At 50.2% G+C, this 23,797-nt stretch carries 22 protein-coding genes and 1 tRNA gene; 10 read left to right on the plus strand and 13 right to left on the minus strand.

Translation table 11 applies throughout. The features are described 5' to 3' along the window. Nucleotides 1–140 precede the first annotated feature (140 nt). Nucleotides 141–1,427 carry a Glu/Leu/Phe/Val family dehydrogenase gene (locus CSQ91_RS18545; protein ID WP_034785857.1) on the plus strand — a complete coding sequence of 429 codons (1,287 nt, stop codon included), beginning with the start codon at nt 141–143 and terminating at the stop codon, nt 1,425–1,427. A 177-nt stretch (nt 1,428–1,604) separates the two neighbouring features. Here the strand turns inward: CSQ91_RS18545 and galE are convergent, their stop codons facing one another. The 6 genes from galE to CSQ91_RS18570 all read right to left on the minus strand — a co-directional run bounded on the left by galE (nt 1,605) and on the right by CSQ91_RS18570 (nt 6,355). Then, nucleotides 1,605–2,624, minus strand: a complete 1,020-nt coding sequence (gene galE, locus CSQ91_RS18550; protein WP_099389183.1) for a UDP-glucose 4-epimerase GalE — start codon at nt 2,622–2,624, stop codon at nt 1,605–1,607. Nucleotides 2,625–2,774: 150 nt separating this feature from the next. Beyond that, nucleotides 2,775–3,455 (minus strand): tRNA (guanosine(46)-N7)-methyltransferase TrmB, encoded by a 681-nt coding sequence (gene trmB, locus CSQ91_RS18555; RefSeq protein ID WP_070281719.1) that lies wholly within the window; start codon nt 3,453–3,455, stop codon nt 2,775–2,777. Between the two features lie 92 nt (nt 3,456–3,547). Continuing rightward, a tRNA-Gly gene (locus CSQ91_RS18560) sits at nt 3,548–3,621 on the minus strand. A gap of 192 nt (nt 3,622–3,813) precedes the next feature. After that, nucleotides 3,814–4,566 carry a hypothetical protein gene (locus CSQ91_RS28740; RefSeq protein ID WP_143451055.1) on the minus strand — a complete coding sequence of 251 codons (753 nt, stop codon included), beginning with the start codon at nt 4,564–4,566 and terminating at the stop codon, nt 3,814–3,816. After that, on the minus strand, nt 4,550–5,563 hold the full coding sequence (locus CSQ91_RS18565; RefSeq protein ID WP_099389184.1) for an acyltransferase family protein: 1,014 nt from the start codon (nt 5,561–5,563) through the stop codon (nt 4,550–4,552). Before CSQ91_RS18565 ends, CSQ91_RS28740 begins: the two co-directional genes overlap by 17 nt. Before the next feature lie 15 nt (nt 5,564–5,578). Continuing rightward, nucleotides 5,579–6,355, minus strand: a complete 777-nt coding sequence (locus tag CSQ91_RS18570) for a sialate O-acetylesterase (protein WP_180278457.1) — start codon at nt 6,353–6,355, stop codon at nt 5,579–5,581. A gap of 939 nt (nt 6,356–7,294) precedes the next feature. On the opposite strand from CSQ91_RS18570, the gene CSQ91_RS28990 reads away from it, so the two are divergent. The 9 genes from CSQ91_RS28990 (at nt 7,295) to CSQ91_RS18610 (ending at nt 16,117) form a co-directional block, all read left to right on the plus strand. After that, nucleotides 7,295–7,534 (plus strand): hypothetical protein, encoded by a 240-nt coding sequence (locus CSQ91_RS28990; protein ID WP_170846353.1) that lies wholly within the window; start codon nt 7,295–7,297, stop codon nt 7,532–7,534. 301 nt (nt 7,535–7,835) lie between these two features. Beyond that, nucleotides 7,836–8,192, plus strand: coding sequence for a diacylglycerol kinase (locus CSQ91_RS18575; protein ID WP_099389186.1), 357 nt, complete (start codon nt 7,836–7,838; stop codon nt 8,190–8,192). Between the two features lie 250 nt (nt 8,193–8,442). Beyond that, nucleotides 8,443–9,861 (plus strand): mannose-1-phosphate guanylyltransferase/mannose-6-phosphate isomerase, encoded by a 1,419-nt coding sequence (locus CSQ91_RS18580; RefSeq protein WP_099389187.1) that lies wholly within the window; start codon nt 8,443–8,445, stop codon nt 9,859–9,861. A gap of 77 nt (nt 9,862–9,938) precedes the next feature. Next, nucleotides 9,939–11,402, plus strand: coding sequence for an undecaprenyl-phosphate galactose phosphotransferase WbaP (gene wbaP / locus CSQ91_RS18585; protein ID WP_099389188.1), 1,464 nt, complete (start codon nt 9,939–9,941; stop codon nt 11,400–11,402). A 109-nt stretch (nt 11,403–11,511) separates the two neighbouring features. Continuing rightward, entirely contained in the window at nt 11,512–12,591 is a 1,080-nt protein-coding gene (gene rfbB / locus CSQ91_RS18590) for a dTDP-glucose 4,6-dehydratase (protein ID WP_099389189.1), read from the plus strand. Further along, nucleotides 12,591–13,484, plus strand: coding sequence for a glucose-1-phosphate thymidylyltransferase RfbA (rfbA, locus tag CSQ91_RS18595; RefSeq protein WP_070254698.1), 894 nt, complete (start codon nt 12,591–12,593; stop codon nt 13,482–13,484). The genes rfbB and rfbA overlap by 1 nt, the downstream gene beginning before the upstream one ends. A gap of 24 nt (nt 13,485–13,508) precedes the next feature. After that, complete coding sequence (gene rfbC, locus CSQ91_RS18600; RefSeq protein ID WP_099389190.1) at nt 13,509–14,054, plus strand: dTDP-4-dehydrorhamnose 3,5-epimerase; 546 nt, start codon at nt 13,509–13,511, stop codon at nt 14,052–14,054. 41 nt (nt 14,055–14,095) lie between these two features. Then, the gene (gene rfbD / locus CSQ91_RS18605; RefSeq protein WP_099389191.1) at nt 14,096–14,968 is read left to right on the plus strand and encodes a dTDP-4-dehydrorhamnose reductase; all 873 of its coding nucleotides are present in this window, start codon (nt 14,096–14,098) and stop codon (nt 14,966–14,968) included. A 99-nt stretch (nt 14,969–15,067) separates the two neighbouring features. Beyond that, a complete protein-coding gene (locus CSQ91_RS18610) occupies nt 15,068–16,117 on the plus strand; it encodes an acyltransferase family protein (protein WP_099389192.1) in 1,050 nt (349 codons plus the stop codon). A gap of 164 nt (nt 16,118–16,281) precedes the next feature. Here the strand turns inward: CSQ91_RS18610 and CSQ91_RS18615 are convergent, their stop codons facing one another. The 7 genes from CSQ91_RS18615 to CSQ91_RS18640 form a co-directional block, all read right to left on the minus strand. Continuing rightward, nucleotides 16,282–17,343, minus strand: a complete 1,062-nt coding sequence (locus CSQ91_RS18615) for a glycosyltransferase family 4 protein (protein ID WP_099389193.1) — start codon at nt 17,341–17,343, stop codon at nt 16,282–16,284. A 21-nt stretch (nt 17,344–17,364) separates the two neighbouring features. After that, on the minus strand, nt 17,365–18,399 hold the full coding sequence (locus CSQ91_RS18620) for a hypothetical protein (RefSeq protein WP_143451056.1): 1,035 nt from the start codon (nt 18,397–18,399) through the stop codon (nt 17,365–17,367). A gap of 91 nt (nt 18,400–18,490) precedes the next feature. Then, nucleotides 18,491–19,591 (minus strand): acyltransferase family protein, encoded by a 1,101-nt coding sequence (locus CSQ91_RS18625; protein WP_099389195.1) that lies wholly within the window; start codon nt 19,589–19,591, stop codon nt 18,491–18,493. 36 nt (nt 19,592–19,627) lie between these two features. After that, on the minus strand, nt 19,628–20,950 hold the full coding sequence (locus CSQ91_RS28745; protein WP_143451057.1) for a hypothetical protein: 1,323 nt from the start codon (nt 20,948–20,950) through the stop codon (nt 19,628–19,630). 35 nt (nt 20,951–20,985) lie between these two features. Further along, the gene (locus CSQ91_RS18630; protein WP_099389196.1) at nt 20,986–21,867 is read right to left on the minus strand and encodes a glycosyltransferase family 2 protein; all 882 of its coding nucleotides are present in this window, start codon (nt 21,865–21,867) and stop codon (nt 20,986–20,988) included. Then, entirely contained in the window at nt 21,864–22,997 is a 1,134-nt protein-coding gene (locus CSQ91_RS18635; RefSeq protein WP_099389197.1) for an NAD-dependent epimerase/dehydratase family protein, read from the minus strand. The genes CSQ91_RS18630 and CSQ91_RS18635 overlap by 4 nt, the downstream gene beginning before the upstream one ends. Nucleotides 22,998–23,221: 224 nt before the next feature. After that, nucleotides 23,222–23,791, minus strand: coding sequence for an acyltransferase (locus CSQ91_RS18640; protein WP_099389198.1), 570 nt, complete (start codon nt 23,789–23,791; stop codon nt 23,222–23,224). Nucleotides 23,792–23,797 lie beyond the last annotated feature (6 nt).

The raw sequence follows: 23,797 nt of genomic DNA on the forward strand, positions 1-23,797 counted from the left end.
TATGCAATAAATGCATAACCGGATGCGCACAAAGCATTGGCCGGGGCATGAGGCTATCGCCTACGATGCGGTTCCGCTGCGCGCAGCTGCATATCGGCTGTGCCTCTAACGTATTCGTATTGTCCAGGAGCTTATCAAGCATGACCAGCAAGCACGCACTTCCTTCCTACCTGAATCCTGAAGACCTTGGCCCATGGGGCGTCTACCTCGAGCAGATCGACCGCGTTACGCCGTACCTGGGCAACCTGTCGCGCTGGGTGGAAACGCTGAAGCGTCCAAAGCGCATCCTGACGGTCGACGTGCCTATCGAGCGCGATGACGGCACCATTGCCCACTACGAAGGCTACCGCGTGCAGCACAATCTGTCGCGCGGTCCGGGCAAGGGCGGCGTGCGCTTCCACCAGGATGTGACCCTGTCGGAAGTGATGGCCCTGTCGGCCTGGATGACGGTCAAGAATGCAGCGGTCAACGTGCCATACGGCGGCGCCAAGGGTGGTATCCGTGTCGATCCGAAGACCCTGTCGCGCAACGAACTGCAACGCCTGACCCGCCGCTACACGAGCGAGATCAGCATGATCATCGGACCGAACAAGGATATCCCAGCGCCGGACGTCAACACGAATGAACAAGTCATGGCATGGATGATGGACAGCTACGCCATGATCGGCGGCAATATGTCGACCGGTGTGGTGACGGGCAAGCCAATTTCGCTGGGCGGCAGCCTGGGCCGCCGCGATGCAACGGGCCGCGGCGTCTTCGTCGTCGGTTGCGATGCGGCCGCCAAGGTCGGCATGTCGCTCGAAGGCGCAAAAGTCATCGTGCAAGGTTTCGGCAACGTGGGCGGCGTCGCTGCACGCATGTTCGCTGAAGCCGGCTCGAAAGTGGTCGCGGTACAAGACCACAAGACCACCGTGGTGCATGCCGGCGGCCTGAACATCCCACAATTGCTGGCACACGTGGCCGAAGTGGGTAGCGTCGAAGGCTTCCCGGGCGCCGAGGCATTCGTGCCGCGCGAAGATTTCTGGGGCATCGATTGCGACATCCTGATCCCGGCCGCGCTGGAACAGCAGATCACGGCCGAACGCGCACAAGTCATCCGCGCCAAGATCATCCTGGAAGGCGCCAACGGCCCGACCCTGCCGGCAGCGGACGACATCCTGACCGACCGCGGCGTGCTGATCGTGCCGGACGTACTGGCCAACGCCGGCGGCGTGACCGTCAGCTACTTCGAGTGGGCGCAGAACTTCTCGAGCTTCTTCTGGACGGAAGAAGAAATCAACAGCCGCCTGACCCGCATCATGCGCGAAGCGTTCGACGCGGTATGGCAAGTGTCGCAAGAGAAGAAAGTGTCGATGCGTACCGCCACCTTCATCCTGGCATGCACACGCGTCCTGCAAGCTCGCGAAGTGCGCGGCCTGTATCCTTAATGGCTGCCTGAGAAAATGCCTGGGGCGTTGTTGCTTCGCCTCGCCGTACTAGCGTACTGTCTTCGGCTTTGCGCCTAGCCCCAGACATTTTTCATGCGCCATTGGGTTGATGGCGCTCTAAAAAAAATCCCGCCACACTTGCGTGTGAGCGGGATTTTTTGTATCTGCCGGGCTTGTTTACGCCGCGTAGCCTTGCGGGTTCTGGTGCTGCCAGCGCCAGTGGTCGCGGCACATGTCGTCGATGTTTTTCTGCGCTTGCCAGCCCAGCAGTTCCTTCGCCTTGTCGGCCGAGGCGTAGCAGCTGGCGATGTCGCCGGGGCGGCGCGGCACGATATCGTAGGGGACTTGGCGGCCGCTGGCCGCTTCGAAGGCGCGCACGGTGTCGAGCACGCTGTAGCCGTGGCCCGTGCCCAGGTTGACGGTAAAACCACCGTCGGTGGAAAACAGGCGGTTCAATGCGGCCACATGGCCCAGCGCCAGGTCGACCACGTGGATGTAGTCGCGCACACCCGTGCCATCCGGCGTATCGTAGTCGTTGCCGAACACGGCCAGGCGCTCCCGGCGGCCCACGGCCACCTGGGCGATGAAGGGCATCAGGTTGTTCGGAATGCCGGCTGGATCTTCGCCGATCAAGCCGCTGGCATGCGCGCCTACCGGATTAAAGTAACGCAGCACGCCGACTTGCCATTGTGCATCGGCATGCACAAGATCGGCCAGGATCTGCTCGACCATCAGCTTCGAGCGGCCGTAGGGGTTGGTGACGGACAGGCGCGACGCTTCCAGGATCGGCAAGGCTTCCGGATCGCCATACACGGTGGCCGACGAGCTGAATACAAAACGCTTCACATTCGCCGCCGCCAGCACTTCCAGCAGGGCCACGGTGCCCGTTACATTGTTGTCCATATACATCAGCGGCTGCGCCACGGATTCGCCCACCGCCTTCAAGCCTGCGAAATGGATCACGGCATCGATGGTGTGCTCGCGCAGGACGGCGGCCATGGCAGTACGGTCGCGCACGTCTGCCTCATAGAAGGGGACGCTTTTGCCGGAGATGCGCTCCACGCGCGCCATCGCTTCGCGCGCGCTATTGCACAAATTATCCACTGCAACGACATCAAAACCGGCAGCCAGCAATTCGACACAGGTATGCGAACCGATGAAACCGGATGCGCCGGTCACGAGTATTTTCTTGGACATAATATCAATCAATGCAAAAAAGATAAGACTACCGTAATTCGCCCACCTTGCCTAGCCAGCGCACGATAGCGCGCGCATTAAAAAAAGCCTGCGGCGTCGCCGCGGCAGGCTTGTTCTCGTGCAAACGGCACAGGTGGGCAAACCGCCAGGTTATTTCTTGATGAACACCAGATCCCACACGCCATGGCCCAGCTTCAAGCCACGGTTTTCAAACTTGGTCAGGGGACGATACGCCGGTTGCGGCGCATAGCCGTCGGCGCTATTGTGCAACTGCGGCTCGGCGCCCAGTACTTCCAGCATTTGCACTGCGTAATCTTCCCAATCGGTGGCGCAATGCAGATAGCCGCCCGGCGCCAGGCGATCGGTCAATTGCTTGACGAATGGAGACTGGATCAGGCGGCGCTTGTTGTGGCGCGCCTTGTGCCATGGATCGGGGAAGAAAACGTGGATACCGGCCAGCGAATTGGCCGGAATCATGTGCGTCAGCACTTCCACCGCATCGTGCTGCAGCAGGCGCAGATTCGTCAGCGATTCTTCGCCGATCAGCTTCAACAGGCTGCCGACACCGGGCGTATGCACTTCAACACCGATGAAATCCTTCTCCGGCATGGCTTTGGCGATATGTGCGGTCGTCGCGCCCATGCCAAAACCGATTTCCAGGATCACGGGCGCCTGGCGGCCAAACACCTGCTCGAAATCCATCGGTTCTTTGGCGAAAGGCACGAGGAACTGCGGCCCCAGGGTCTCGAGCGCGCGCGCCTGCGCGACAGACAGCCGTCCCGCGCGGGTCACGAAACTGCGGATGCGGTGTTCGGTCGGATCGTACATCATCGGCCGCGCCGGGCCGTTTGCTGGGGTATCAGAAGACATGGGAATGGAGAAATAAGTGGCCGCGCCGCATCAAGCCAGGCGCCAGCGAAAAATGGAGCGGGTGAAGGGAATCGAACCCTCGTCGTAAGCTTGGGAAGCTTCTGCTCTACCATTGAGCTACACCCGCGAAGCCTGCATTTTACGCGGCTTTCACCCCGGTTGGCAACGTTGCGGTCCGTGGCGATGAGGGGAAATGAAATGGGCATTTTCGCCGAACTGCGATCCAGATCGCAGTTCCCTTACACTTTTTCCCATTGACAGTACTCTGCATATAATGAGATGCAAAAAAATACCGGTACATAGTTAAATCAACAAGGTATCACTTGAAATAATAGAGTAAGGATTCCCTCTGATATTTTTCGCTATCAATGTCAGCTTTTTTCATCGCTGCATACCAAAGTTTTGCCATTTCTTTTTGCCCAAGATCATTGATGCTGCATTGATCCGTACGATACTCTCCGGCAAGCGTACCAATGTCAGGACCAGGGAAACGATTAATTAAAGGTTCTTGCCGTATGGAGATTGTAGGATCACCAGCGGCTCGATGACAATGGGCACTCAGCCCAATAACCCATTTCTCCACTTTTGCACTCAGGCTTATCGATTTAACTGTGCCCTGAACTTCACGGCTGTAATTGGCGTTCGGATTATTTTCCATCAACGCTCCTTGCCATAAAGCAAAATCGAATTTTATTTTTTTAGAATTTGCCAAATCAATCGCAGACTTTAATTTTTTAGACGCCTCGTCATCCATTAAATTTTCATCTGATCCTGTCGCATTGACCAGCATAAAAACAACCCGATTTACCATACCCGCTTTAAGTATTTCTTCTCCCAATGGAAGAATATTTCCCATATTTTCACAAGTAGCTTTGGCAGATTTCATTCCGACGGGAATCTCGTTCCCGCCTTCATCGATTTCATATATCCCCTCAACCTCATTAAAATATTTCCCCTCACACACTGCAGAAGCATTTTCCTGGACTGCGAGTATGTACATATCGCGAGCATGCGTGAATGTTGAGCAAAGCATCAAGAGTGCCGCAGTAAATGACTTAGCAACCGATAACATAGCGACTCCATTTTTTTAATATCTTCTTGAGCACAAAAACGACGGCTATAGAAACAACAACAACAACACCAACTTCAGCGAAAAATCTCAAAACCTGGTTACCAAAATCAATATCTCTTGCTCCTCTGCGAAATATGGCTTCCATGATTCCGTGGATGAAGAACAACCCGAAGCTTATCTTAGCAAAATATCCAAGAGTATTATTTTTATGCTCCATGAAACGCTCAAAGAGAAGGAAAATTGCGATCAGCAACGCCAGCTTACCCGCCATAATATAGTTAAAGGTTCCAAGACCGCTAAAGAAACTTGGTGGCAAACTTTTAAATCCAGGAAACAAAAGACCCAACACCACAAAAACAACCAAAGAAATTGCAATAATTTTTCCCTTGGTTGAATTTTTCCATCCATCAATAACAAAAGCATCTTTTGCAGCAATGATACCCAATAAGTAAACCCCAAGAAAATGCAAAAAAGACAGAAACGGATTGGTATTGTGTGTTGTTCGCGAGGAAAACATGGAAAAAATCAAAGCGCAGGCAGTAAGAACGTAGATAAGTTTCGTCTTTGATAAAATTCTAAAAATTGGTGTCATCAGGAAGAAAAGTACAATCATGGGTATAAACCACATAGGAGCGACGGCAATACCTCCCGAGAGCAATGACCAAAGCACAAATTTTATCGGTGTCAAACCGTAGAGTATGTGTTGCGAAGAGTATATCCAGAATGCTATTGGAAGAATCGATAGAATCAAATATGGCAATACAACATACATAGCTTTCTTTGACAAATAATTCATATAATTGAATTTATTTACCTCAAGATAATAAAATAAATATCCAGAAATGAAAACAAACCAATTTGTCGCATCAGCGAAAATATAATAATAGAAATCCCCAAACCTCCCCATCTGCTGAATCGAAGCGATATGAGAAAACATTACAAAAATAATTGCGACACCCCGAAAATTCTCCAAGGAATATCTAAACTTCGAATTCATTTTAAATCCAATCTTCTATCTAGGAACAGCACTTACTGATTCAAGCCACATCGATGCCATTTTCTCCTGCCCCTTCTGGTTCAAATGGCAAGTATCATATCTATATTCATTACCTAATAAATTAGTATTAGGTCCTGGATAGCGATTCAGTTGTGGGGCATTACCAACTAAAATTTGGGCAGACTCAATACCGCTATCATATGTGCCAGAGCAACGAGAATGAACAGCAATCAGCCAGCGCTTGATTTTTACTTTACTGTTTACGTAGTCCAATACCGAGCGCAGACGCTCGGCATATACGTTCTTGTCCGTACCGGCGTTTGATGAGCCTTGATGCCAAAATGCAAAGTCAAAACTTAACCCTTGTGCTTGCATTAAAGTAATGGCATTTGTTAACTTGCCAAACGCGGCACCACCTACCTGCCAGTCTTCCACCCTACTTCCAGCCACCCCGATTGGCATAAATACCACCTTTCGAGCAATACCTGCTTCAATCAATTTTTTTCCAAGAGGCATCCACATCGCCCCCTTGCTGCAATCTGCCCATTCAAACGGATCGCGTGCAGCCTTCTGTGATCCATCTTTACCTATTTGAAATACGTTATCGACAGCACCATAAACATATTCGTTGCAATTCGACGATATCGATTGTCCAATGATCAAAATTTTCATCTCTTCCAATGGCACATTTACTATCGGCGTAATAGGAGCGATGGGGGCAGGGTTGCCTGCTCCGCCACCACCACATGCCGTCAATATCAATGCGGAGAAGAAAACAATAAAAATCTTCATAAATTTAGTTATCTCACAAGAATTTATTGCGATAGCGCGCAATATTATATAGGTTGAACAACATATCTGCTTTTCCTGCAGAACTAGTAGAGATATGGCCACTACTTGCCTAGCCTCCTGCGCGCCCCGTTCCCGTTGCAACATCATAAGTCCGGCATAGCTGCCAGACTGGCAAGTACACATCAAAACAATCACTTCTGCCGACGTACATAGAAAATGCAGCATTTCACACGAACGGCGTGGCTATGGGTCAGATTGCCATCACATATATGGGGATGCGGCCACACGGCCGAGATTCCAGACGGCAAGCAAGCGGCCTCTTCGCATGTAAGTGAGAGACAGGCACACTTCTTGATCAAACATCCTTCCGTCCACTACAGTTTTGTAAACATTGTTACTAGACACGCCTCGTCAGCGACTCTTCCGGGCTACGCTCTGCTTGCTCTTATTCGCTGATGAAATCTGCAGCAGCTGCTTGCTCTTGCCGTCCCCCCCGCCACGTCCGAACGAAATCATCCTCTTGATTGCCCAACTGAGCAGCTTCTTTGTTCGAAAAATGATGGGGAGTGTGGCGTCAAGGCAACTTGGTGCGAATTGTGGATCGCGTTATAACCACAACCAGGACCTAGAGGTAGTACGTGAGGAAGGCGGTAGAATTGTGTACAACACAACAATTTTACGCCGCATGGCAAGGACTTGGCAACTTTTGAAGCAACAAGTCAATACCTCAGTTAGCCAGGACATTCATGCACAAAAAGCATCGTTTCTGTTTACGCAGAACAACGCCATGAGAACTAAGAGGAAAAAAGCTTTAATATTGGTCTAAAATACAGTGAATTCTCGGCACCGTAGACTGTACTGCGCAGACTGCCATGAAAAATGTTGTTACAATCATGTGACAGTCTAGCATTTCCGCTGTTCAACCTAAAAGGGTATCTCATGAAGAAAATTCTGATCGCTTCTGCAATCCTGTGCTTCGCTTCCGCGCAAGCAATGGCTCAATCGACACCGGCTCCTGCACCAGCAGCAGCTGCACCAGCAGCTGGCGCCGCTGCAGGCACCACCGTTGCTGGCCTGAGCGTCAGCACCATGATCGCAATCGGCGCAGCAGTTGCCGTTGTGGCCGGTGCAGCAAGCTCGGATTCGACCACCGCGCACACCACCCCAACCCACCATTAATACCTGGCTGCCCTGGCAGCGACAGGTAGGCCCATCCTGCAGCTTGATGTAGAGCCGAAAGGTGAAGGCCTGGTACCGCAATAGTTGACATACTTAAATATGTCAACTATTGCAATAAAAGCCCTTTTCATTTGAAAACGGGCTTTTTTACTTTTTATCAAACATCAAAAAGATTGGCACCAGTCTTTCTGCTGTGGACGAATGATGTCATATCGTATGGTCATGCCTGCGATCCTCATCTATTCATTGAGAGATCCGCCTTTATGTCAGTCAAATATCCCGCGCCATTGCTTCAGTTGCCATGAAGAACCAGCCCTTCTTCAAGCGCATGGGATTTGCCCTACAAGGCATAGGCGCGGCCTTCCGCATGGAATCGAGCTTCCGCCTGCAGTGTCTGGCTGCCCTGATGGTGCTCGTCGTACTCTGTTGGTACCAACCGCCCTTGATGTGGTGGGCCCTGCTATTGCTCAATTGCGGCCTGGTCCTGGCTGCGGAATTGTTCAACACCGCACTGGAGCATCTGATTGATCACCTCCACCCCTCCCTACATCCCAGCATCAAGATTGCCAAGGACTGCGCTGCAGGTGCAGTGTTGCTCCTCAGCATGACGGCCATATGCGTGTTTGTTGCTTTTTTGCTTGAAAACGTTGTGCGCTAGTAAGAATACAGGGGCGGCAAACTACAATACAAGACGAACCAAAGTGCGTGCCCAATAGAGTCGAGAGAAAATACAAAGATTCTTGTAATTTATTAAAATACTGCCCCTGCTTACAATATTGACTTTTTTCCAGCATGTATGTCCACCTCCCTACATAAGAGTACGGCAAGCTGGACGAGCCTCAAGATATGCCAACTGACCAATTATTCGACACTGTCCAATATTATATTTAATTTACATTGATGCATAAATGACTACTCCCCTCGTACCAGTGATTCTTTGCGGCGGCTCCGGCACACGTTTATGGCCGCTTTCGCGCGAGGCATTCCCAAAGCAGTTTCTGCGCTTGTCGACCCAGGGCAGCATGCTGCAACAAACGCTGCAGCGCCTGGCTGACATTGACACTGTGTCGCCAGCATTGCTGGTATGCAACGAATCCTCGCGTTTCATTGTCGCGGAGCAAGTGCGTGAGATCGGCCTGGAAAATAGCCGCATGTTACTTGAACCCATGCGCCGCAATACAGCACCGGCGATCGCCTCAGCCGCCTTGCATGCGATGGAGAATGGCGAAGATCCGTTACTGCTGGTGCTGCCATCGGACCACGTCATCTTGGATACCGCGGCCTTCCATCGTGCCATCGCGCTGGCGCGCACTGCTGCAGAGGCAGGTAATTTGTTAACTTTCGGCATCACGCCAACGGGACCAGAGACCGGATACGGCTATATTCGCGCCGAAGGCGCTGCAAGCGGGCAAGTTCAGCGCGTACTTGAATTCGTGGAAAAGCCGGCCCTGGAGCTCGCAGAACAATATATCGCCAGCGGCGATTACTTCTGGAACAGCGGCATGTTCCTGTTCCGCGCCAGCCGCTATCTGGAAGAGCTGGCACAGTTCCAACCCGCAGTCCTGGCCGCGTGCCGCGCTGCCATCACCGCCGCGAAAAGCGACCTCGACTTCATTCGCCTCGACAAGGATGCCTACGCTGCCAGCCCCGATATCGCCGTCGACTACGCGGTCATGGAGCGCACCAGCCACGCTTCTACCATCGCCCTCAATGCAGGCTGGAATGATATCGGCTCCTGGCAAGCAGTCCTTGACGTGGCGGAAAAGGATACCAGTAACAATAGCGCCAACGGCGATGTGCTGATCCAGGATTGCAACGATTGCCTGGTGCACAGCACTAGCCGCTTGGTCACCGCCATCGGCATGCGCAATACCGTCATTGTGGAAACCGCCGATGCCGTGCTGGTCATGGATGCAGATCAGGCACAACAGACGAAAACCATGGTCGCGCAGTTGATCGCCAGGAAGCGTCCCGAGGCCACCATGCACCGTGAAGTCTTCCGTCCGTGGGGTTCCTATGATTCCATCGGTAATGGCGACCGCTTCCAGGTCAAGCGGATCACTGTCAAGCCTGGCGCCAAGCTGTCATTGCAAATGCATCACCACCGTGCCGAGCACTGGATCGTGGTATCCGGCACTGCCCAGATCACCAATGGCGACAAGGAATATTTGCTGACCGAAAACCAGTCCACCTACATCCCGCTCGGCGTCGTCCATTCCTTGGCCAACCCCGGCAAGCTACCACTGGAATTGATTGAAATTCAATCGGGTAGCTACCTTGGGGAAGACGATATTGTCCGCTTTGAAGACCGCTACGGCCGCGCTTAACCAAGCAGATATGTCATCCCCACACATGCGGTACCGCAAGAATTCACACTGAAGTTTATAAGGTTTAGCAAGGCATCATGAAACCAATCGAAGGCATCTTTGTACAAGAAGTGAAATGGTATTGCAGCAGTAGGGCAGAGAAATATTTTCTCACCTTTGCCGATGCCGTTGCCATGTTCATGGCATTCTGGTTTGCTGGCAAGTGGACCCTCAATGACAGCGACTTGAACAGCTTCGGACTGGATAGCTCGCGCCTGCTCAGTTACAGCCTGCTATCCGTGGTAACCCTGGCGATCTTCAAGCTGAAGGGCCATCATGCCAAACGCCGTCCGTACTCGAATGAAATCAAGGAACTCCTGAAGGTTTCCATGGTCATGGGCTTGATTGACGCGGCCCTGGTCTTCCTCGACAAGCGCGAGTCCTCGCGCGAGGCACTGTTGGCCACCTGGCTGCTGGTGCCATGCTGTGTCTTGCTGCTGCGCGGCCTGGTCAAATACTTGCTGATGAAAGCGGGCGGCTGGATACGCCCCATGGTCATCATCGGATGGGGCGACAATGCCTTGCAAACAGCGCGCGCCTTCGATGAGGAAGCCTTGATGGGCTATCGCCTGATTGCGTTCCTGATCCCGGAAGGTCAAGACCGCCTGGAACATCATTATGTCAACCGCAGCAAGCAAGCTGTTCCCTGCATTCATCTGGGCGAGAACCCGGAACAAACGCTCAAGCTGCTGGGCAACCCGCATACGGTTGTCGCCCTGGAGCAAGGCGGTATCGATGCCTATCAGGGCATGATCCAGCAAGTCAGCCGTTGCGTTGCCAATATGCAAGTGGTACCTGCCGTACGCGGCTTGCCCCTGTACGGTATGGAGGTGAACCATTTCTTTACACATGAAGTCTTGCTGCTGACCATGCGCAACAACCTGGCGCGGCCAGGCTTGCAACTGATTAAACGCTGCTTTGATCTGGCGGCCTCGATCTGCGTGCTGATCATCGGCGCCCCCATCTTGCTGTGGATCGCGGCCAAGGTCATGGCATCGGGCCGTCCCATCTTCTACGGCCACAAACGCGTGGGCCAGAATGGCAAGCATTTTCTCTGTTACAAGTTCCGCACCATGGCCGTGGACGCCGACGTCTTGCTCAAGGAGCTACTGGAGCGCGACCCTGAAGCTCGTGCCGAATGGGACCGTGATTTCAAACTGAAGAACGACCCGCGCATCACCTCGATCGGCCACTTCCTGCGCCGGACCAGCCTTGATGAATTGCCGCAACTATGGAATGTGCTGAAAGGCGAAATGAGCCTGGTCGGGCCGCGTCCGGTTGTCGATGCGGAGCTGGAACGTTATGGCCCCCAGGTAGACTATTACCTGGAAGCGAAACCCGGTGTCACGGGCCTATGGCAAGTCAGCGGCAGGAACGACGTCAGCTACGATACGCGCGTTTATCTGGATGCATGGTATGTCAAAAACTGGTCTTTATTCAATGACATTGTCATCCTGCTAAAAACGGTTAAAGTCATTTTCAAGAAAGATGGCGCATATTAGTAATGTTATTAAGTTAGTAGTTGCATTTAAGAATATTTAATTGCCCTCGCGCTCAAGACAATTTGTCGAGGGGGCATTGTGGCAATGTTCCAGAAAAAAGGATAGCAGCATGATTTTAGTGACTGGCGGCGCCGGCTTCATCGGTTCCAATTTTGTACGCGACTGGCTGGCGCTCAACGATGAGCCCGTGATCAATTTTGACAAACTGACCTACGCTGGCAATCTCAGCAATCTGGCAAGCCTGGAGCAAGACCCCCGGCATATCTTTGTACGCGGCGATATTTGCGACGCCGCCCACATCTCCCGCCTGCTGGCAGAACACCAGCCACGCGCCATCGTGCATTTTGCCGCAGAGAGCCATGTCGATCGATCCATCCATAGCCCCGGCGAATTCATTTCGACCAACGTCAACGGTACTTTCAGCCTGCTCGAAGCGGCGCGCGCTTACTGGTCTTGCCTGACAGGCGAAGCCAAGGATGGCTTCCGCTTCCTGCACGTCTCGACCGACGAGGTGTATGGCACCCTGGGACCGAATGACCCGCCATTCACGGAAACAACGCCATATGCGCCCAACAGCCCCTACTCGGCATCGAAAGCGGCGTCCGATCATCTGGTGCGCGCCTATTTCCATACCTACGGCATGCCGGTACTCACCACCAACTGCTCGAACAACTATGGCTCCTTCCATTTCCCGGAAAAACTGATTCCGCTCATCATCAGCAATGCCCGTGCCGGCAAAGCCTTGCCTATCTATGGCGATGGCATGCAAGTGCGCGACTGGCTGTACGTGGGCGACCATTGCTCGGCGATTCGCCGCGTGCTCGAGGCGGGACGCCTGGGCGAGGTCTACAATGTGGGCGGCTGGAATGAAATGGCCAACCTGGAAGTCGTGCACACCCTGTGCGATATCCTCGACACGCTCGACCCGAAGACATCCGGCAGCTATCGCGAACAAATCACCTATGTACAGGATCGTCCAGGCCATGACCGCCGCTACGCCATCGATGCACGCAAGATCGAGCGCGAACTGGGCTGGAAGCCGGCCGAAACCTTCGCCACCGGCATCCGCAAGACCGTCCAGTGGTACCTGGACAACCAGGCCTGGGTACGCGATGTCCAGTCGGGCGACTACCTGAAGTGGGTGGAGAAAAACTACGCGGCGCGCGACACGGCCCAGGAGCCGCAATAATGGCAACCACCATCGAACGCAAGGGCATCATCCTCGCTGGCGGTTCCGGCACGCGCCTGTACCCCGTCACCATGGCCGTATCGAAGCAGCTGCTGCCCGTGTATGACAAGCCGATGATTTACTATCCGCTGACCACCCTGATGCTGGCAGGCATACGCGACATCCTGATCATTTCCACCCCACAAGATACACCGCGCTTCCAGGAGTTGCTGGGCGATGGCAGCCAGTGGGGTATCAGCCTGACCTATGCCGTTCAGCCCAGCCCGGATGGCCTGGCACAGGCCTTCATTATTGGCAAAGAGTTTGTCGGCGATGCACCATCGGCCCTGATTCTGGGTGACAACATCTATTACGGTCACGACTTTGAATCGCAGTTACGCGAAGCCTCGGCACGCACCAGCGGCTCGACCGTGTTCGCCTATCACGTACACGATCCGGAACGCTATGGCGTGGTCGATTTCGATGACCAGCGCCGTGCTGTCAGCATCGAGGAAAAACCACTCAAACCAAAATCGAACTACGCCGTCACGGGCCTGTACTTCTACGATAGTCAAGTGTGTGGAATTGCCGCAGGTATCGCGCCCTCAGCACGCGGCGAACTGGAAATCACCGATGTGAATCGGGTTTATCTGGAGCGCGGTGAACTCAATGTGGAATTGATGGGACGTGGCATGGCCTGGCTTGATACCGGTACACATGAATCGTTGCTGGAGGCAGGACAATTTATCGCGACTATTGAAAACCGACAAGGCTTGAAGGTCGCCTGCCCAGAAGAAATCGCCTACCGCAAGGGGTATATTGATGCAGCCAAGCTGGAGCAACTGGCGCAGCCATTGAAAAAAAACGCCTATGGCCAGTATCTGCTGCGTCTCCTCGAAGAAAAAATATACTAAAGCCTGAACGGCTCATTTCATACCATGCAAATTCAAACGACAGCAATACCTGATGTTCTGATCATCGAACCAACCGTATTTGGCGATGATCGCGGTTTTTTCTATGAAAGCTTTAATCAAAAGCGCTTCGCCGAGCTGACTGGCGTCACGCGCGATTTCGTGCAGGACAACCATTCCAAGTCGGCAAAGGGTGTGTTGCGCGGCCTGCACTACCAGATCCAGCAAGCGCAAGGAAAACTCGTGCGCGTCACCGCTGGCGAAGTGTTCGACGTTGCCGTCGATTTGCGCAAAAGCTCCGCAACTTTCGGCCAGTGGGTCGGCGTTACCTTGTCGGCCGCGAATAAGCGCCAACTGTGGGTTCCCGAAGGGTTTGCGCATGGCTTCGTGGTGACTAGCGACCATGCCGAGTTTCTCTACAAGACAACAGACTACTGGGCACCGGAGTTTGAGCGCAGCATCCTGTGGAATGATCCGGCGATCGGCATCGACTGGCCTCTGGATGGCGAACCACTGCTGTCTGGTAAAGACAAAGTGGGCACGCTGCTGGCGAACGCCGACGTCTTCGCCTGATCCTTATCGACCAATCTGTCCAACTGGAATCAATCTACCTCATGAGCCGCATTTTAATCACAGGAAAAACCGGCCAGGTCGGCTACGAACTGGAACGCAGCCTGCAGGGCTTGGGCGAAATCATCGCCGTTGACCGCAGTCAAATGAATCTTGCTGACCTGGACCAGGTGCGCGATGTCATCCGCCGCGTCAAGCCGACCCTGATCGTCAACCCGGCAGCTTATACAGCGGTCGACAAGGCCGAAAGCGAGCCGGAACTGGCCTTGCGCATCAATGGCGAAGCACCCGGTGTCATGGCCGAAGAAGCCAAGAAACTGGGCGCTGCAATGATCCATTACAGCACCGACTACGTTTTTGATGGTAGCAAGGATGGCGCGTATGTCGAAACCGATCCGACCTGCCCGGTCAATGTCTACGGCAGCAGTAAACTGGCTGGCGAACAAGCCATCCAGGCGGCCGGCATCCCTCATTTGATCCTGCGCACCAGCTGGGTCTATAGCACGCACGGCAAGAATTTCTTGCTGACCATGCGCCGCCTGGCGCAAGAACGTGAAGAGCTGGGCATCGTTTCCGATCAATACGGCGCGCCAACATGGAGCCGCACCATTGCAGACACCACTGCGCATATCGTGGCGCAAAGCCTGGCGGCGACAGATCAGCAGGCATGGTGGGAAGAGCGTGCTGGCCTGTATCATTTGACGGCGCAGGGCAGCACCACCTGGTTTGGCTTCACCGAAGCCATCATGGCGGATCCCTCGGTGACGACGAAACCAAGGCTCAAACCGATATTGGCGCAGGATTACCCGGTGCCAGCCAAACGACCGACAAATTCCGTGCTGTCGTCGCAGCGCTTGATCGACAGATTCTGCGGCTTGCCGCAATGGCAGGATGCCTTAAAACTTTGCATGGGCTAAGCAACACCAATGGCCGTCACTCATATGACGGCCATTTTTTCATCATAAAATTAATAATTTAGCAATTAAAATATCGGTTTGCACTCTTCTGGCAAAAACATGTTGAAAAATGAAGATTCCCTGCGGCTACAGTTGCTGCGCTTCCCCCTGATCGTTGGCGTGGTTTTTATCCATGCGTACACGCTGGCCACGAATCCCTCGGCCGCAGGAGCGAGCCACATCAATGAGTTTGTACAAACGCTGATTTCACAGGAACTGGCCCGCTGCGCCGTACCATTGTTTTTCCTGATGTCTGGTTATCTGTTTTTTTCCGGCGCAGAATGGTCAACTGATCAGTATAAAAACAAAATACAGTCGCGTGTCCGTACATTGCTAATACCGTTCTTGTTCTGGAACGTTCTGGTTCTGCTTTTATTTGCTGCGGCACAATCCTATCCAAAAACCGAATCATTTTTTTCCGGAAAAATGACACTGATAAGTGACTATGGAATTTTTGATTATATTAACGCGATTTTTGGAATCAACCGTTTTCCGGCATCTTATCAATTCTGGTTCATCCGTGACCTGATGATTCTGGTTTTATTGGCACCATTAATCAGTCAGTTATTGAAAAAAATTCCTGCCATATCATTGACAACCCTCCTGACAGTCTGGTTTGTCAATTTTGGTGGAAACGCTTCAGAGTCAGCGTTCTTCTTCATTCTGGGTGCTTACTTCGGCATCAAGCGGCAAAGCCTGTTCTTGCTGGATAAAAAGGCAAAATGGATATTCCCCCTGTATATCGTCATTGTCGTAACAAACAGCGCATTTCCGGATACCCATGTTTATCGCTATTTTCACAAGATCGGTATCATGTTCGGTATCCCGGCATTTATTTACCTGACCAAGGAAATTGCAAAGATGACTGCATTGAAAAATGCTTTGGTAGTGTTGGGATCTGCCAGCTTTTTCGTTTTTGCAGCGCACGAACCATTACTGACGGTCATCAGAAAAATAGCGTACAAAATACTGCAACCACAACATGCTGAAAAAATACTGGCAATTTATTTCATGTCGGTCACGGCAACTGTCGCTATCTGTATTTGCCTGTTTTTCCTGCTTAAAGTCGTTTTTCCGAAATTTACCAAGCTTATTGCTGGCGGCAGGTAAGACCACGATTTTCGTATGCATGCCATGGCAATGCGAATAGTCACGGCAGGCATATTGAAAGCCGGATGGGAGTATTGCCGTTAAGGTAAAAAAATGCATAGGCTGGCAAGGAGCTGGCTTGCCAAGCCGTTGAAATGCTTCTCAATGGTAAAGACGCGGCGCTGTTATTGGTATTTCTTAATTATTTCAAACATCGCCTGGCCAGATTTCTCCCAGCTGAAGCGCTTGATATTCTCAGCCCCTTTCTTGACCAACTCCTCCTGCAACGCTTTATCATTAACCAATTGCAACATCTTCTCTGCCATGTCATCGGCGCTGTCAGGATCGCAGTACAGCGCCGCGTCCAGACATACCTCGGGAATACTGGCCGCAGTCGATGCGATGACCGGACAGGCACATGCCATGGCTTCCAGCGGCGGGATACCAAAACCCTCGAAACGAGAAGGAAAGACATAGCAGGTGGCGGAACCATACATTTTGAATAGATCAGCATCTGCAACATAACCGGTCAACTGGACGTCGCTGCGTCCTTCCAGCATTTGCGCCAATGTAGTTGCTTTGAAGACGCTCTTGTTCCAGCCGCCAATCAGCTTCAGCACATAATCCGAACCGCCTCGCTGCTTGAACAGATCGAATGCCTTGACCAGCGTTTCTATATTCTTATAGGGCTGGATGGAACCAACCGCGATAATGGCCTTTTCCTTGGCCAGAGCCGCATTCTCGGCATGAAATATGGATGAAGAAGCATTATAGACAACAGTCAAGTGGCCTGGTTTGATCCGATAAGTGCTGCAAATATCATTCTTGCTGAAATTACTGACCGTGGTTACGTGCAGGGAAGAACGCAGCACGCGCGGAATCAGAAAATTATAATACAGGCGAAATTTCCATGACACAGCATCGGGAAAATGGATGAATGCCAGATCATGCACGGTAACAATCTTGCGTGCATAGAAAATCGGAGCCGTGGTTGCCAGTGACAACAGCAGCGGCGAGCCATTGCTTTTCAAGAAACGTGGTAGCTCGATCTGCTCCCACAAGTGGCCAGTCAGCCGGCCAATCACTTCCACGCCCAACTCCTTGGCCAGTTCTGGATGCTTGATATTTTGCGGTGCCACGAAGCGGATCGACGGATCGATTTTTTTCAGTATGCGGCTTATTTCCAGGGCATAGCGTTGTACCCCGGTAATCGATTGCGTGAGAAAACGTGCATTAATAAAGATCATGTAGTCCGGCCAATTCTAAATTCAAGCAGCAGACGCGGCATCGCCACGTTGTGTTACTACGATGCACGACGAAGGTAAGACTTCATCAAGCCAGCCGTCCAGGCTATATTTTTGTTCCAGTATTGCGCCCAACGGCTCAAAGTCCGTATCGAAAAACTCCTTGGGCACCTTCATGCCCGTACGATCAATGACCAGCACGTTGCTGGGCCGGTAAATGTCCGAGCGTTGCGCAAACGGATTGGTAGTCACCAGCTTCTTGTGCGCGCCAACAGTCTCCAGCGTACGCATGGTCAAGCCGGACTGGATGGGACGTTCGATATCGATGACGGCGCGTGAGCGAGCCAGCAGCGCACGCAACTCAGCCTTGGCCACTGGTTTGAAAACAAACTCGGATTCCGTCGCTCCCCAAAAGGATGGATCGAACAAGCGCCGCGCCCAATACACCAGACGCGAGTTAAAGTACAGAATCTTCTTTACCCGAACACCAGCTGGCAAAGCGCGTTCCAGCTGGGACAGAACCTTGTAGCGGTCCGAGTGTACAGTGCCAAAGAAGAACAGATCGATATCTTTCTCCACGGCTGGCAGTCGCGCATATTCATCAAGATAGAACAACGGCCGGTATTCCAGGCGGGGATCATTTCCCGCATCGACGGGGTCGAAAGTGAAGGCCCGATCAAAGAACTGTACTTTGTTCCGGCTGTCAGCTGACATATTTTTGTAGCTGTCCCAAAAATACAAAGTGAAACGCGCTTGTGGAAATGCGGCTTTCATCCTTTGTATCGCCTCGCAGGAAAGCGCCTGGCCCTTGATGACCAAGACCTCGGTGATCGGATGCTGCTGCGCCTGGCGTATCACGTCATCGAAATAGCGCTCCGCCTTACCCCTTTGCAATCGTGGTGAAATCCGGATCAACGCCTTGGTCAACGTGTCTGTAGCAGGACGATCGTCAAACCATACGGATGAAACGCCACGACGAGTGAGACAGGCCTGAATTTCCTTGGCATAACCAAAGAAATCAGGTGCGATTATTAAACAACTTGGACTTTTTTCTGACATTACCATCTCTTATATACCAATATCGGTGGGCCAATCATGTCAACACCGATTTAAATTTTTCTGAACTTACATTCCACGACAGCAAATACTTTTAAGCCAGAGCTGGGTTTGGTATCTGCTTGCGATGACGTAGAAATGGTTGCTCGATATAATTCCAGGAAAAAAGTGCCAAAAATACAATGCATAGAATGGAGGCAATCATGGCACGTACTGGATAGACAGAGAAAAGGCCGAGGCTAATGAAGACTTGAGCGATAGGAGCATGAAACAGATAAATACCAAAAGAAAAGTCACCATGTTTTCCAATATTTCCAAGGTGAGGCATTGAAATAGCCGCCCAACTTACTAACATTGTCACCGCTATAGGTGAAAGTACTTCGAATAGCCACCCATCTGGAATGTAATACAACAGAACGCCGGCAAGCGCCATCCATGCGGGGGGGCGAAAACCTTCGCGCGTTTTATAAAAACACCAGGCACCACCGGCAAAGAAACAGAGTTGACCCGGCAATTGTTTCGCCATCTTGAAATAAAACTCCGTACCGGTAGCTGTTCCTTGGAGTAAAAAACCAATCTTCCAAGCCAAAGAAAAGAAGAACACTAAGCCGAGAACTTTATTATATCCCCATTTTCGTACAGCCCAGACAATTGCTGGAACAACGGCATAAAATAAAACTTCAATCTTAATCGTCCATAAAGAGACGTTCACAGCAGATTCATACTGACCTAAAAACACACCAGGTAAACTCGGGGCATTAAAATTCGCCAATACCAAATTGAATGCAATATATCGCCAAAAATCTTTGCTAGAAAAATATTCCTCGAAGGATAACGTCGAAAGAAAGGATAATAACACCGCTGCACCAACCACGACAAAGACATACGCAGGTGCAATGCGTAGTATCCTCTTCTTCCAGTAATCGCACAATGAGCGTGATTTTTCATAGCTCATTGTCACCAGATAGCCACTGACGATGAAAAATGCCTGCACGGCAAATAGAGAAGAGATATGCTGCGTCATCCATGTAAAACTTGGCACCTGGGTCAGAATAGCGATATGAAAAAATACCACCATACTTGCAAATATCAAACGTAGTAAGTCAAAATTATTCCGGTGCAGTGGAACATTTTTTTTCAATGAACTCATTTTATTTAAATAAACAATACTTCTACAGGATACAGATATTTTCATTCCGTATCATTGAAAAATCAGAAAAATATTCTGACATCATTTTTTAAGCGCAGACAGTTTATTTTTAATTTCGATCTGCCTGATCGATAAAATAAAATAACCTACTAGTATCCACATAGGTGGGAAACTCAAGTCGGGTCCGCCCAATATTTTAGCAATGAGCATTGCCAAAAGTGCCCAACCTGATGCTTCACAGGCGATCAAGTCACGCTTCTCTCCCCCCCTCCGCTTAGACTCTCGCAGGCTATGCAAAAGCAATAGTCCCGCTGCAATCAGGATACAGAAAGTTCCAAGCACTCCGACATTCGACAACAGGAAAGCAACAAAACTGGAGGGACGATTACTCCCCAAGCCAGCTCCCAAGAAATTTGTTTCACTTAGTACGGTAAGCGCATAACGATCAGATGCAAGACGATGCAATGAGGAATCAGAAGAACCTTTATCAAAAATTACGGTATTCAGAATAACATCCACACCAGGAATAAAGAAATATAGGAATGCTATGGCCGAAAAAAACAAAGATACGGTTAATATTATTTTTCTGCCCTTTTCGCCACCTGTGCGATGAAAAATAGCGAAAAAGGTATGCATGACAAAAAATAATGTAAGTGCAACAAAACCAGTGCTAGATGCTGAAATAAGTAGTGAAAATAGCGATGCAATCAGCAATACCAGCCAATTACGGGACATTATACCTCTTTCCGAATTGATGAATTGAATATATGTCCAGACAACAAAACTAGCCATAAACATGGCATAAAATGAAGGTTCGGTAAAAGTCGAATTAATCCGTGGCAAAAAAGAAAAATTTGTATCAGCGGCAATACCAAACGTGGCATTATTCAATAAATATTCTGTAGGATAATATATCCCAAACAATATACTTATCAATTGATAATATGAAAAAAAACAAACAACGATACCTGACATGAGGTACGCTTTGGAGGTAGCATCCAACAACTTCCGATCTTTGCGCATTACAAAGAAAAGTATACTTACCCAATACAGAAGCAAATATACTGCTTGGGCAAGATTAGAGGCCGACGGTACAAGAATACCCGGCGACATATATTGCTCATCTACCCCACCTTTGGGCGTGTAAACCCGCATTCCGGAGAATACCATCGGCAGAATAAAAGCAGAAACGATTGATATGAGAGCAAATGCAGAAAACCAAAAAGAAAAACTAGTCCATTTTTCAGGAATAATGAAATCGTATTTTCCCCAGTAACAGATAACATAGGAAAAGAGCAGAATTTGCACCAGCAAAAATGGCGACACACCGAATTGCTCGGTCCCAGGCAATACCATACCTTGGAATACCGAGAAAAAGGCCAACAAGAAAATTATTTTTGACAAACCCTGCCTCTTTACCTGATACAAAAAATGTGATATTACATTTTCAAACCATCAAAAACACCCTTGAAAAAAGATCCTCTTAATTTATTTGAAAACAATTTCCATTTTAATGGGCGAGTCGAAAAATAGTAAGAAAAAGCTACCAATTTCGCCAAGGCGCCGAAATTCTTCCTAATAAAATAAATTCGATTTCTTTCTCCGTAATAAATTGAGAAAGCCGATGTGGAACCACCGGTGCTACTGCTAACCTTGTGCCATATTTCGCCTTCAGGCCAGTAATAAATCCTGAAATTCGCCAGATTAGAACGCCACACAAAATCAGTATCGTCGTGGTAAACAAAATATTTATCATCCATCACGCCGATCGTATCGAAGACGGAACGGTGAATCAACATGAAACAGGTTGGCGCATAATTCGTGTAGCCAGCAACATCGTACTGTCCCTGATCCACGTCTCCCTCGCCTGTATGCAAGGTGGTTCCAGTCCAGGGATTGATCTTGCCGCCGGCACACCAGATTTTTCCTGAGTCAAAGAAATATATCTTGGGCACCATCAGCTTCTGCTGACGCTGGTCTGCCAGCGTCAGCATCTTGTTCAACAAGCCGGCATCCTTGAACTCAATATCATTATTTAATAACAATACATATTCACAGCCCATGTCCAGCGAGAGTTTGATACCCTGATTGTTGCCAGTTGCGACGCCAACATTGCTGGGATTGCGTATCAAGGTAACATTCTTGATACCATATTTTGCAATGCCTTCTTCCGCCGCCGCGTAAGAAAGCTCATCAATGCTATTGTCTATAATGAACAGCCAATAATCGCTAAAATCTTGCTTGGACAGACTTTCAAAAAACCCAGGCAAGACCGGTGCACTATTGAACAGTACCGTTACCAGGCCAACCTTGGCCATCATTTGTACAATCCGCGTTGTTTCATTTCGGCAATACTTGCCTCGTAAGCATCGACCTGTATTGCTTGTTCGTTAACCCAAGCGGTAAAACGGGCAATACCTTCATTGAAACTCACTTTAGGCAGGAAGCCCAGCAGACGATTCGATTTGGACAGGTCGGCATAGTTGTGGCGGATATCACCAAGGCGGTACGCGCCTGTGACCTTGATCGGTACGTCGATACCATAATGCTGAACCAGCGTCTGAGCCACGGTCAGCACATCGGTTGCAACGCCGGCGCCGATACCGAACACTTCGCCATTGGCCTCTTCTTTAGTCAGTGCCAAAGTCGTGGCTGCAACGATATCGTCGATAAACACGAAATCGCGACTTTCCTTGCCATCTTCGAAGATGCTCAGTCCATTGCCGTTCTTAATACGCGTCGAAAAGATCGACAAGATGCCCGTGTAAGGATTGCTCAACGACTGGCCCGGGCCGTAAACATTCTGGTAGCGCAATGCGGTTGCGCCTATGCCCAGCGAGCTGCATACCGTCATTACCATCTGCTCCTGGTTTTGCTTGGTAATGCCATATACCGACGATGGATGGATTTTCGAGTCTTCATCTGTTGCGAGCAACGTCAAAGGCGCACCCGTCTGTGGGCACAATGGCTCGAAGCGACCGGCCTGCATGTCTGCATCCTTGCGGGTGCCTGGATAGATGATGCCCAACGCTTCCGAATGATATTTTCCTTCACCATAAATAGAACGCGAAGATGCAACCACTACTTTTTTGACCTGATATTTCCCATTGGCCAGCAGATCAAGCATGATGCCGGTACCGCCAATATTGACGTCGACATAACGTTTGATTTCATACATGGACTGGCCAGTACCTGTCTCTGCTGCCAAATGCACAATGGCGTCTTGGCCTGGAAGAACAGCTTTCCATGCGGCGACATCGGTCACCGACCCTAAAACAAAATTAGTAGTGTCCTTAATGCTGCGATACAAAGGCGAGGTTTCAGATGGATTATCGCCATGAATCTGGGGAGACAATATATCCAAAATTGTTATTTCATGCCCCATGCTTTTCAAGTGCAATGCCAAGTTGGACCCGATAAAACCAGCACCACCAGTGATCAAAATCTTCATAATATTTCCGTATACTATTTGTTAAATACATTTCAAATCCCCCTTGCATTTTTATATAATTAAAAATACGGCGAGGCATTTCTTAATTTTTCATCCTGCGGTGAAAAATGTTACATCAATCATTTACAGACGCAATACATTCATCTGCGCCAAGTCCAAGTGACAGCAGCATAAACAATGGTTTCCCACCTAAAAATCAAATCATTTTACAGGAAAGAAAAATATCAAATAGAAACCCATTCTTTTTTTTCTTGGCAGTATTTTTTAATTATTTTTGCCGGACTACCTGCAATCATCGAAAAATCTGGAAAAGACCGAGTGACGACCGATCTCGTTCCTACAATGCAGTTCCTGCCAAGTGATACACCAGGCATGATCGAGACGCCATATCCGATGAATGTATTTTCTCCAATATGAATAGGGCCTTTCGATTCCAAATCTTGCTGCATGATCAAGCCGGCATCCGGATTAAACCCATGCGCAGAATCTGACAGATAGACATACTCACTTAGTACACATCCATCCTCAATGCGTATGGAGTCAATGCTATACATTTGACAGTATCGACCTACATAAACATCGTTACCAAAAAATATTTTAGGAGAAAATCTTTGTTGGCCATTAATCGTTATGGGCTCCAGCACTACACCTTTACCGATCCGGCAATTCCGACCAATTTCAATCAATTCTTTATTTATTAATCTACGGGGAAGATAAACATAACTCCCCGCACCCAAACTTGCAACTTTCGGCCTAAACAATACAGCCTTAATAATTAATTTTATAAAATTCATGACTAA

Source organism: Janthinobacterium sp. BJB301 (assembly GCF_002735685.1).
Classification (GTDB): domain Bacteria; phylum Pseudomonadota; class Gammaproteobacteria; order Burkholderiales; family Burkholderiaceae_D; genus Janthinobacterium; species Janthinobacterium lividum.

What these genes read in the sequence shown, in the direction of transcription:
- CSQ91_RS18565 (WP_099389184.1), bottom strand. Translation starts at nt 5,563, where the DNA reads ATGAATTCGAAGTTTAGATATTCCTTGGAGAATTTTCGGGGTGTCGCA.
- CSQ91_RS18620 (WP_143451056.1), bottom strand. Translation starts at nt 18,399, where the DNA reads ATGTCAGAAAAAAGTCCAAGTTGTTTAATAATCGCACCTGATTTCTTT.
- CSQ91_RS18615 (WP_099389193.1), bottom strand. Translation starts at nt 17,343, where the DNA reads ATGATCTTTATTAATGCACGTTTTCTCACGCAATCGATTACCGGGGTA.
- rfbD (WP_099389191.1), top strand. Translation starts at nt 14,096, where the DNA reads ATGAGCCGCATTTTAATCACAGGAAAAACCGGCCAGGTCGGCTACGAA.
- rfbB (WP_099389189.1), top strand. Translation starts at nt 11,512, where the DNA reads ATGATTTTAGTGACTGGCGGCGCCGGCTTCATCGGTTCCAATTTTGTA.
- CSQ91_RS18635 (WP_099389197.1), bottom strand. Translation starts at nt 22,997, where the DNA reads ATGAAGATTTTGATCACTGGTGGTGCTGGTTTTATCGGGTCCAACTTG.
- CSQ91_RS28990 (WP_170846353.1), top strand. Translation starts at nt 7,295, where the DNA reads ATGAAGAAAATTCTGATCGCTTCTGCAATCCTGTGCTTCGCTTCCGCG.
- wbaP (WP_099389188.1), top strand. Translation starts at nt 9,939, where the DNA reads ATGAAACCAATCGAAGGCATCTTTGTACAAGAAGTGAAATGGTATTGC.
- rfbC (WP_099389190.1), top strand. Translation starts at nt 13,509, where the DNA reads ATGCAAATTCAAACGACAGCAATACCTGATGTTCTGATCATCGAACCA.
- galE (WP_099389183.1), bottom strand. Translation starts at nt 2,624, where the DNA reads ATGTCCAAGAAAATACTCGTGACCGGCGCATCCGGTTTCATCGGTTCG.
- CSQ91_RS18625 (WP_099389195.1), bottom strand. Translation starts at nt 19,591, where the DNA reads ATGAAAATATCTGTATCCTGTAGAAGTATTGTTTATTTAAATAAAATG.
- trmB (WP_070281719.1), bottom strand. Translation starts at nt 3,455, where the DNA reads ATGATGTACGATCCGACCGAACACCGCATCCGCAGTTTCGTGACCCGC.
- rfbA (WP_070254698.1), top strand. Translation starts at nt 12,591, where the DNA reads ATGGCAACCACCATCGAACGCAAGGGCATCATCCTCGCTGGCGGTTCC.
- CSQ91_RS18545 (WP_034785857.1), top strand. Translation starts at nt 141, where the DNA reads ATGACCAGCAAGCACGCACTTCCTTCCTACCTGAATCCTGAAGACCTT.
- CSQ91_RS18570 (WP_180278457.1), bottom strand. Translation starts at nt 6,355, where the DNA reads ATGAAGATTTTTATTGTTTTCTTCTCCGCATTGATATTGACGGCATGT.
- CSQ91_RS18610 (WP_099389192.1), top strand. Translation starts at nt 15,068, where the DNA reads ATGTTGAAAAATGAAGATTCCCTGCGGCTACAGTTGCTGCGCTTCCCC.
- CSQ91_RS18640 (WP_099389198.1), bottom strand. Translation starts at nt 23,791, where the DNA reads ATGAATTTTATAAAATTAATTATTAAGGCTGTATTGTTTAGGCCGAAA.
- CSQ91_RS18575 (WP_099389186.1), top strand. Translation starts at nt 7,836, where the DNA reads ATGAAGAACCAGCCCTTCTTCAAGCGCATGGGATTTGCCCTACAAGGC.
- CSQ91_RS28740 (WP_143451055.1), bottom strand. Translation starts at nt 4,566, where the DNA reads ATGTTATCGGTTGCTAAGTCATTTACTGCGGCACTCTTGATGCTTTGC.
- CSQ91_RS18630 (WP_099389196.1), bottom strand. Translation starts at nt 21,867, where the DNA reads ATGATGGCCAAGGTTGGCCTGGTAACGGTACTGTTCAATAGTGCACCG.
- CSQ91_RS18580 (WP_099389187.1), top strand. Translation starts at nt 8,443, where the DNA reads ATGACTACTCCCCTCGTACCAGTGATTCTTTGCGGCGGCTCCGGCACA.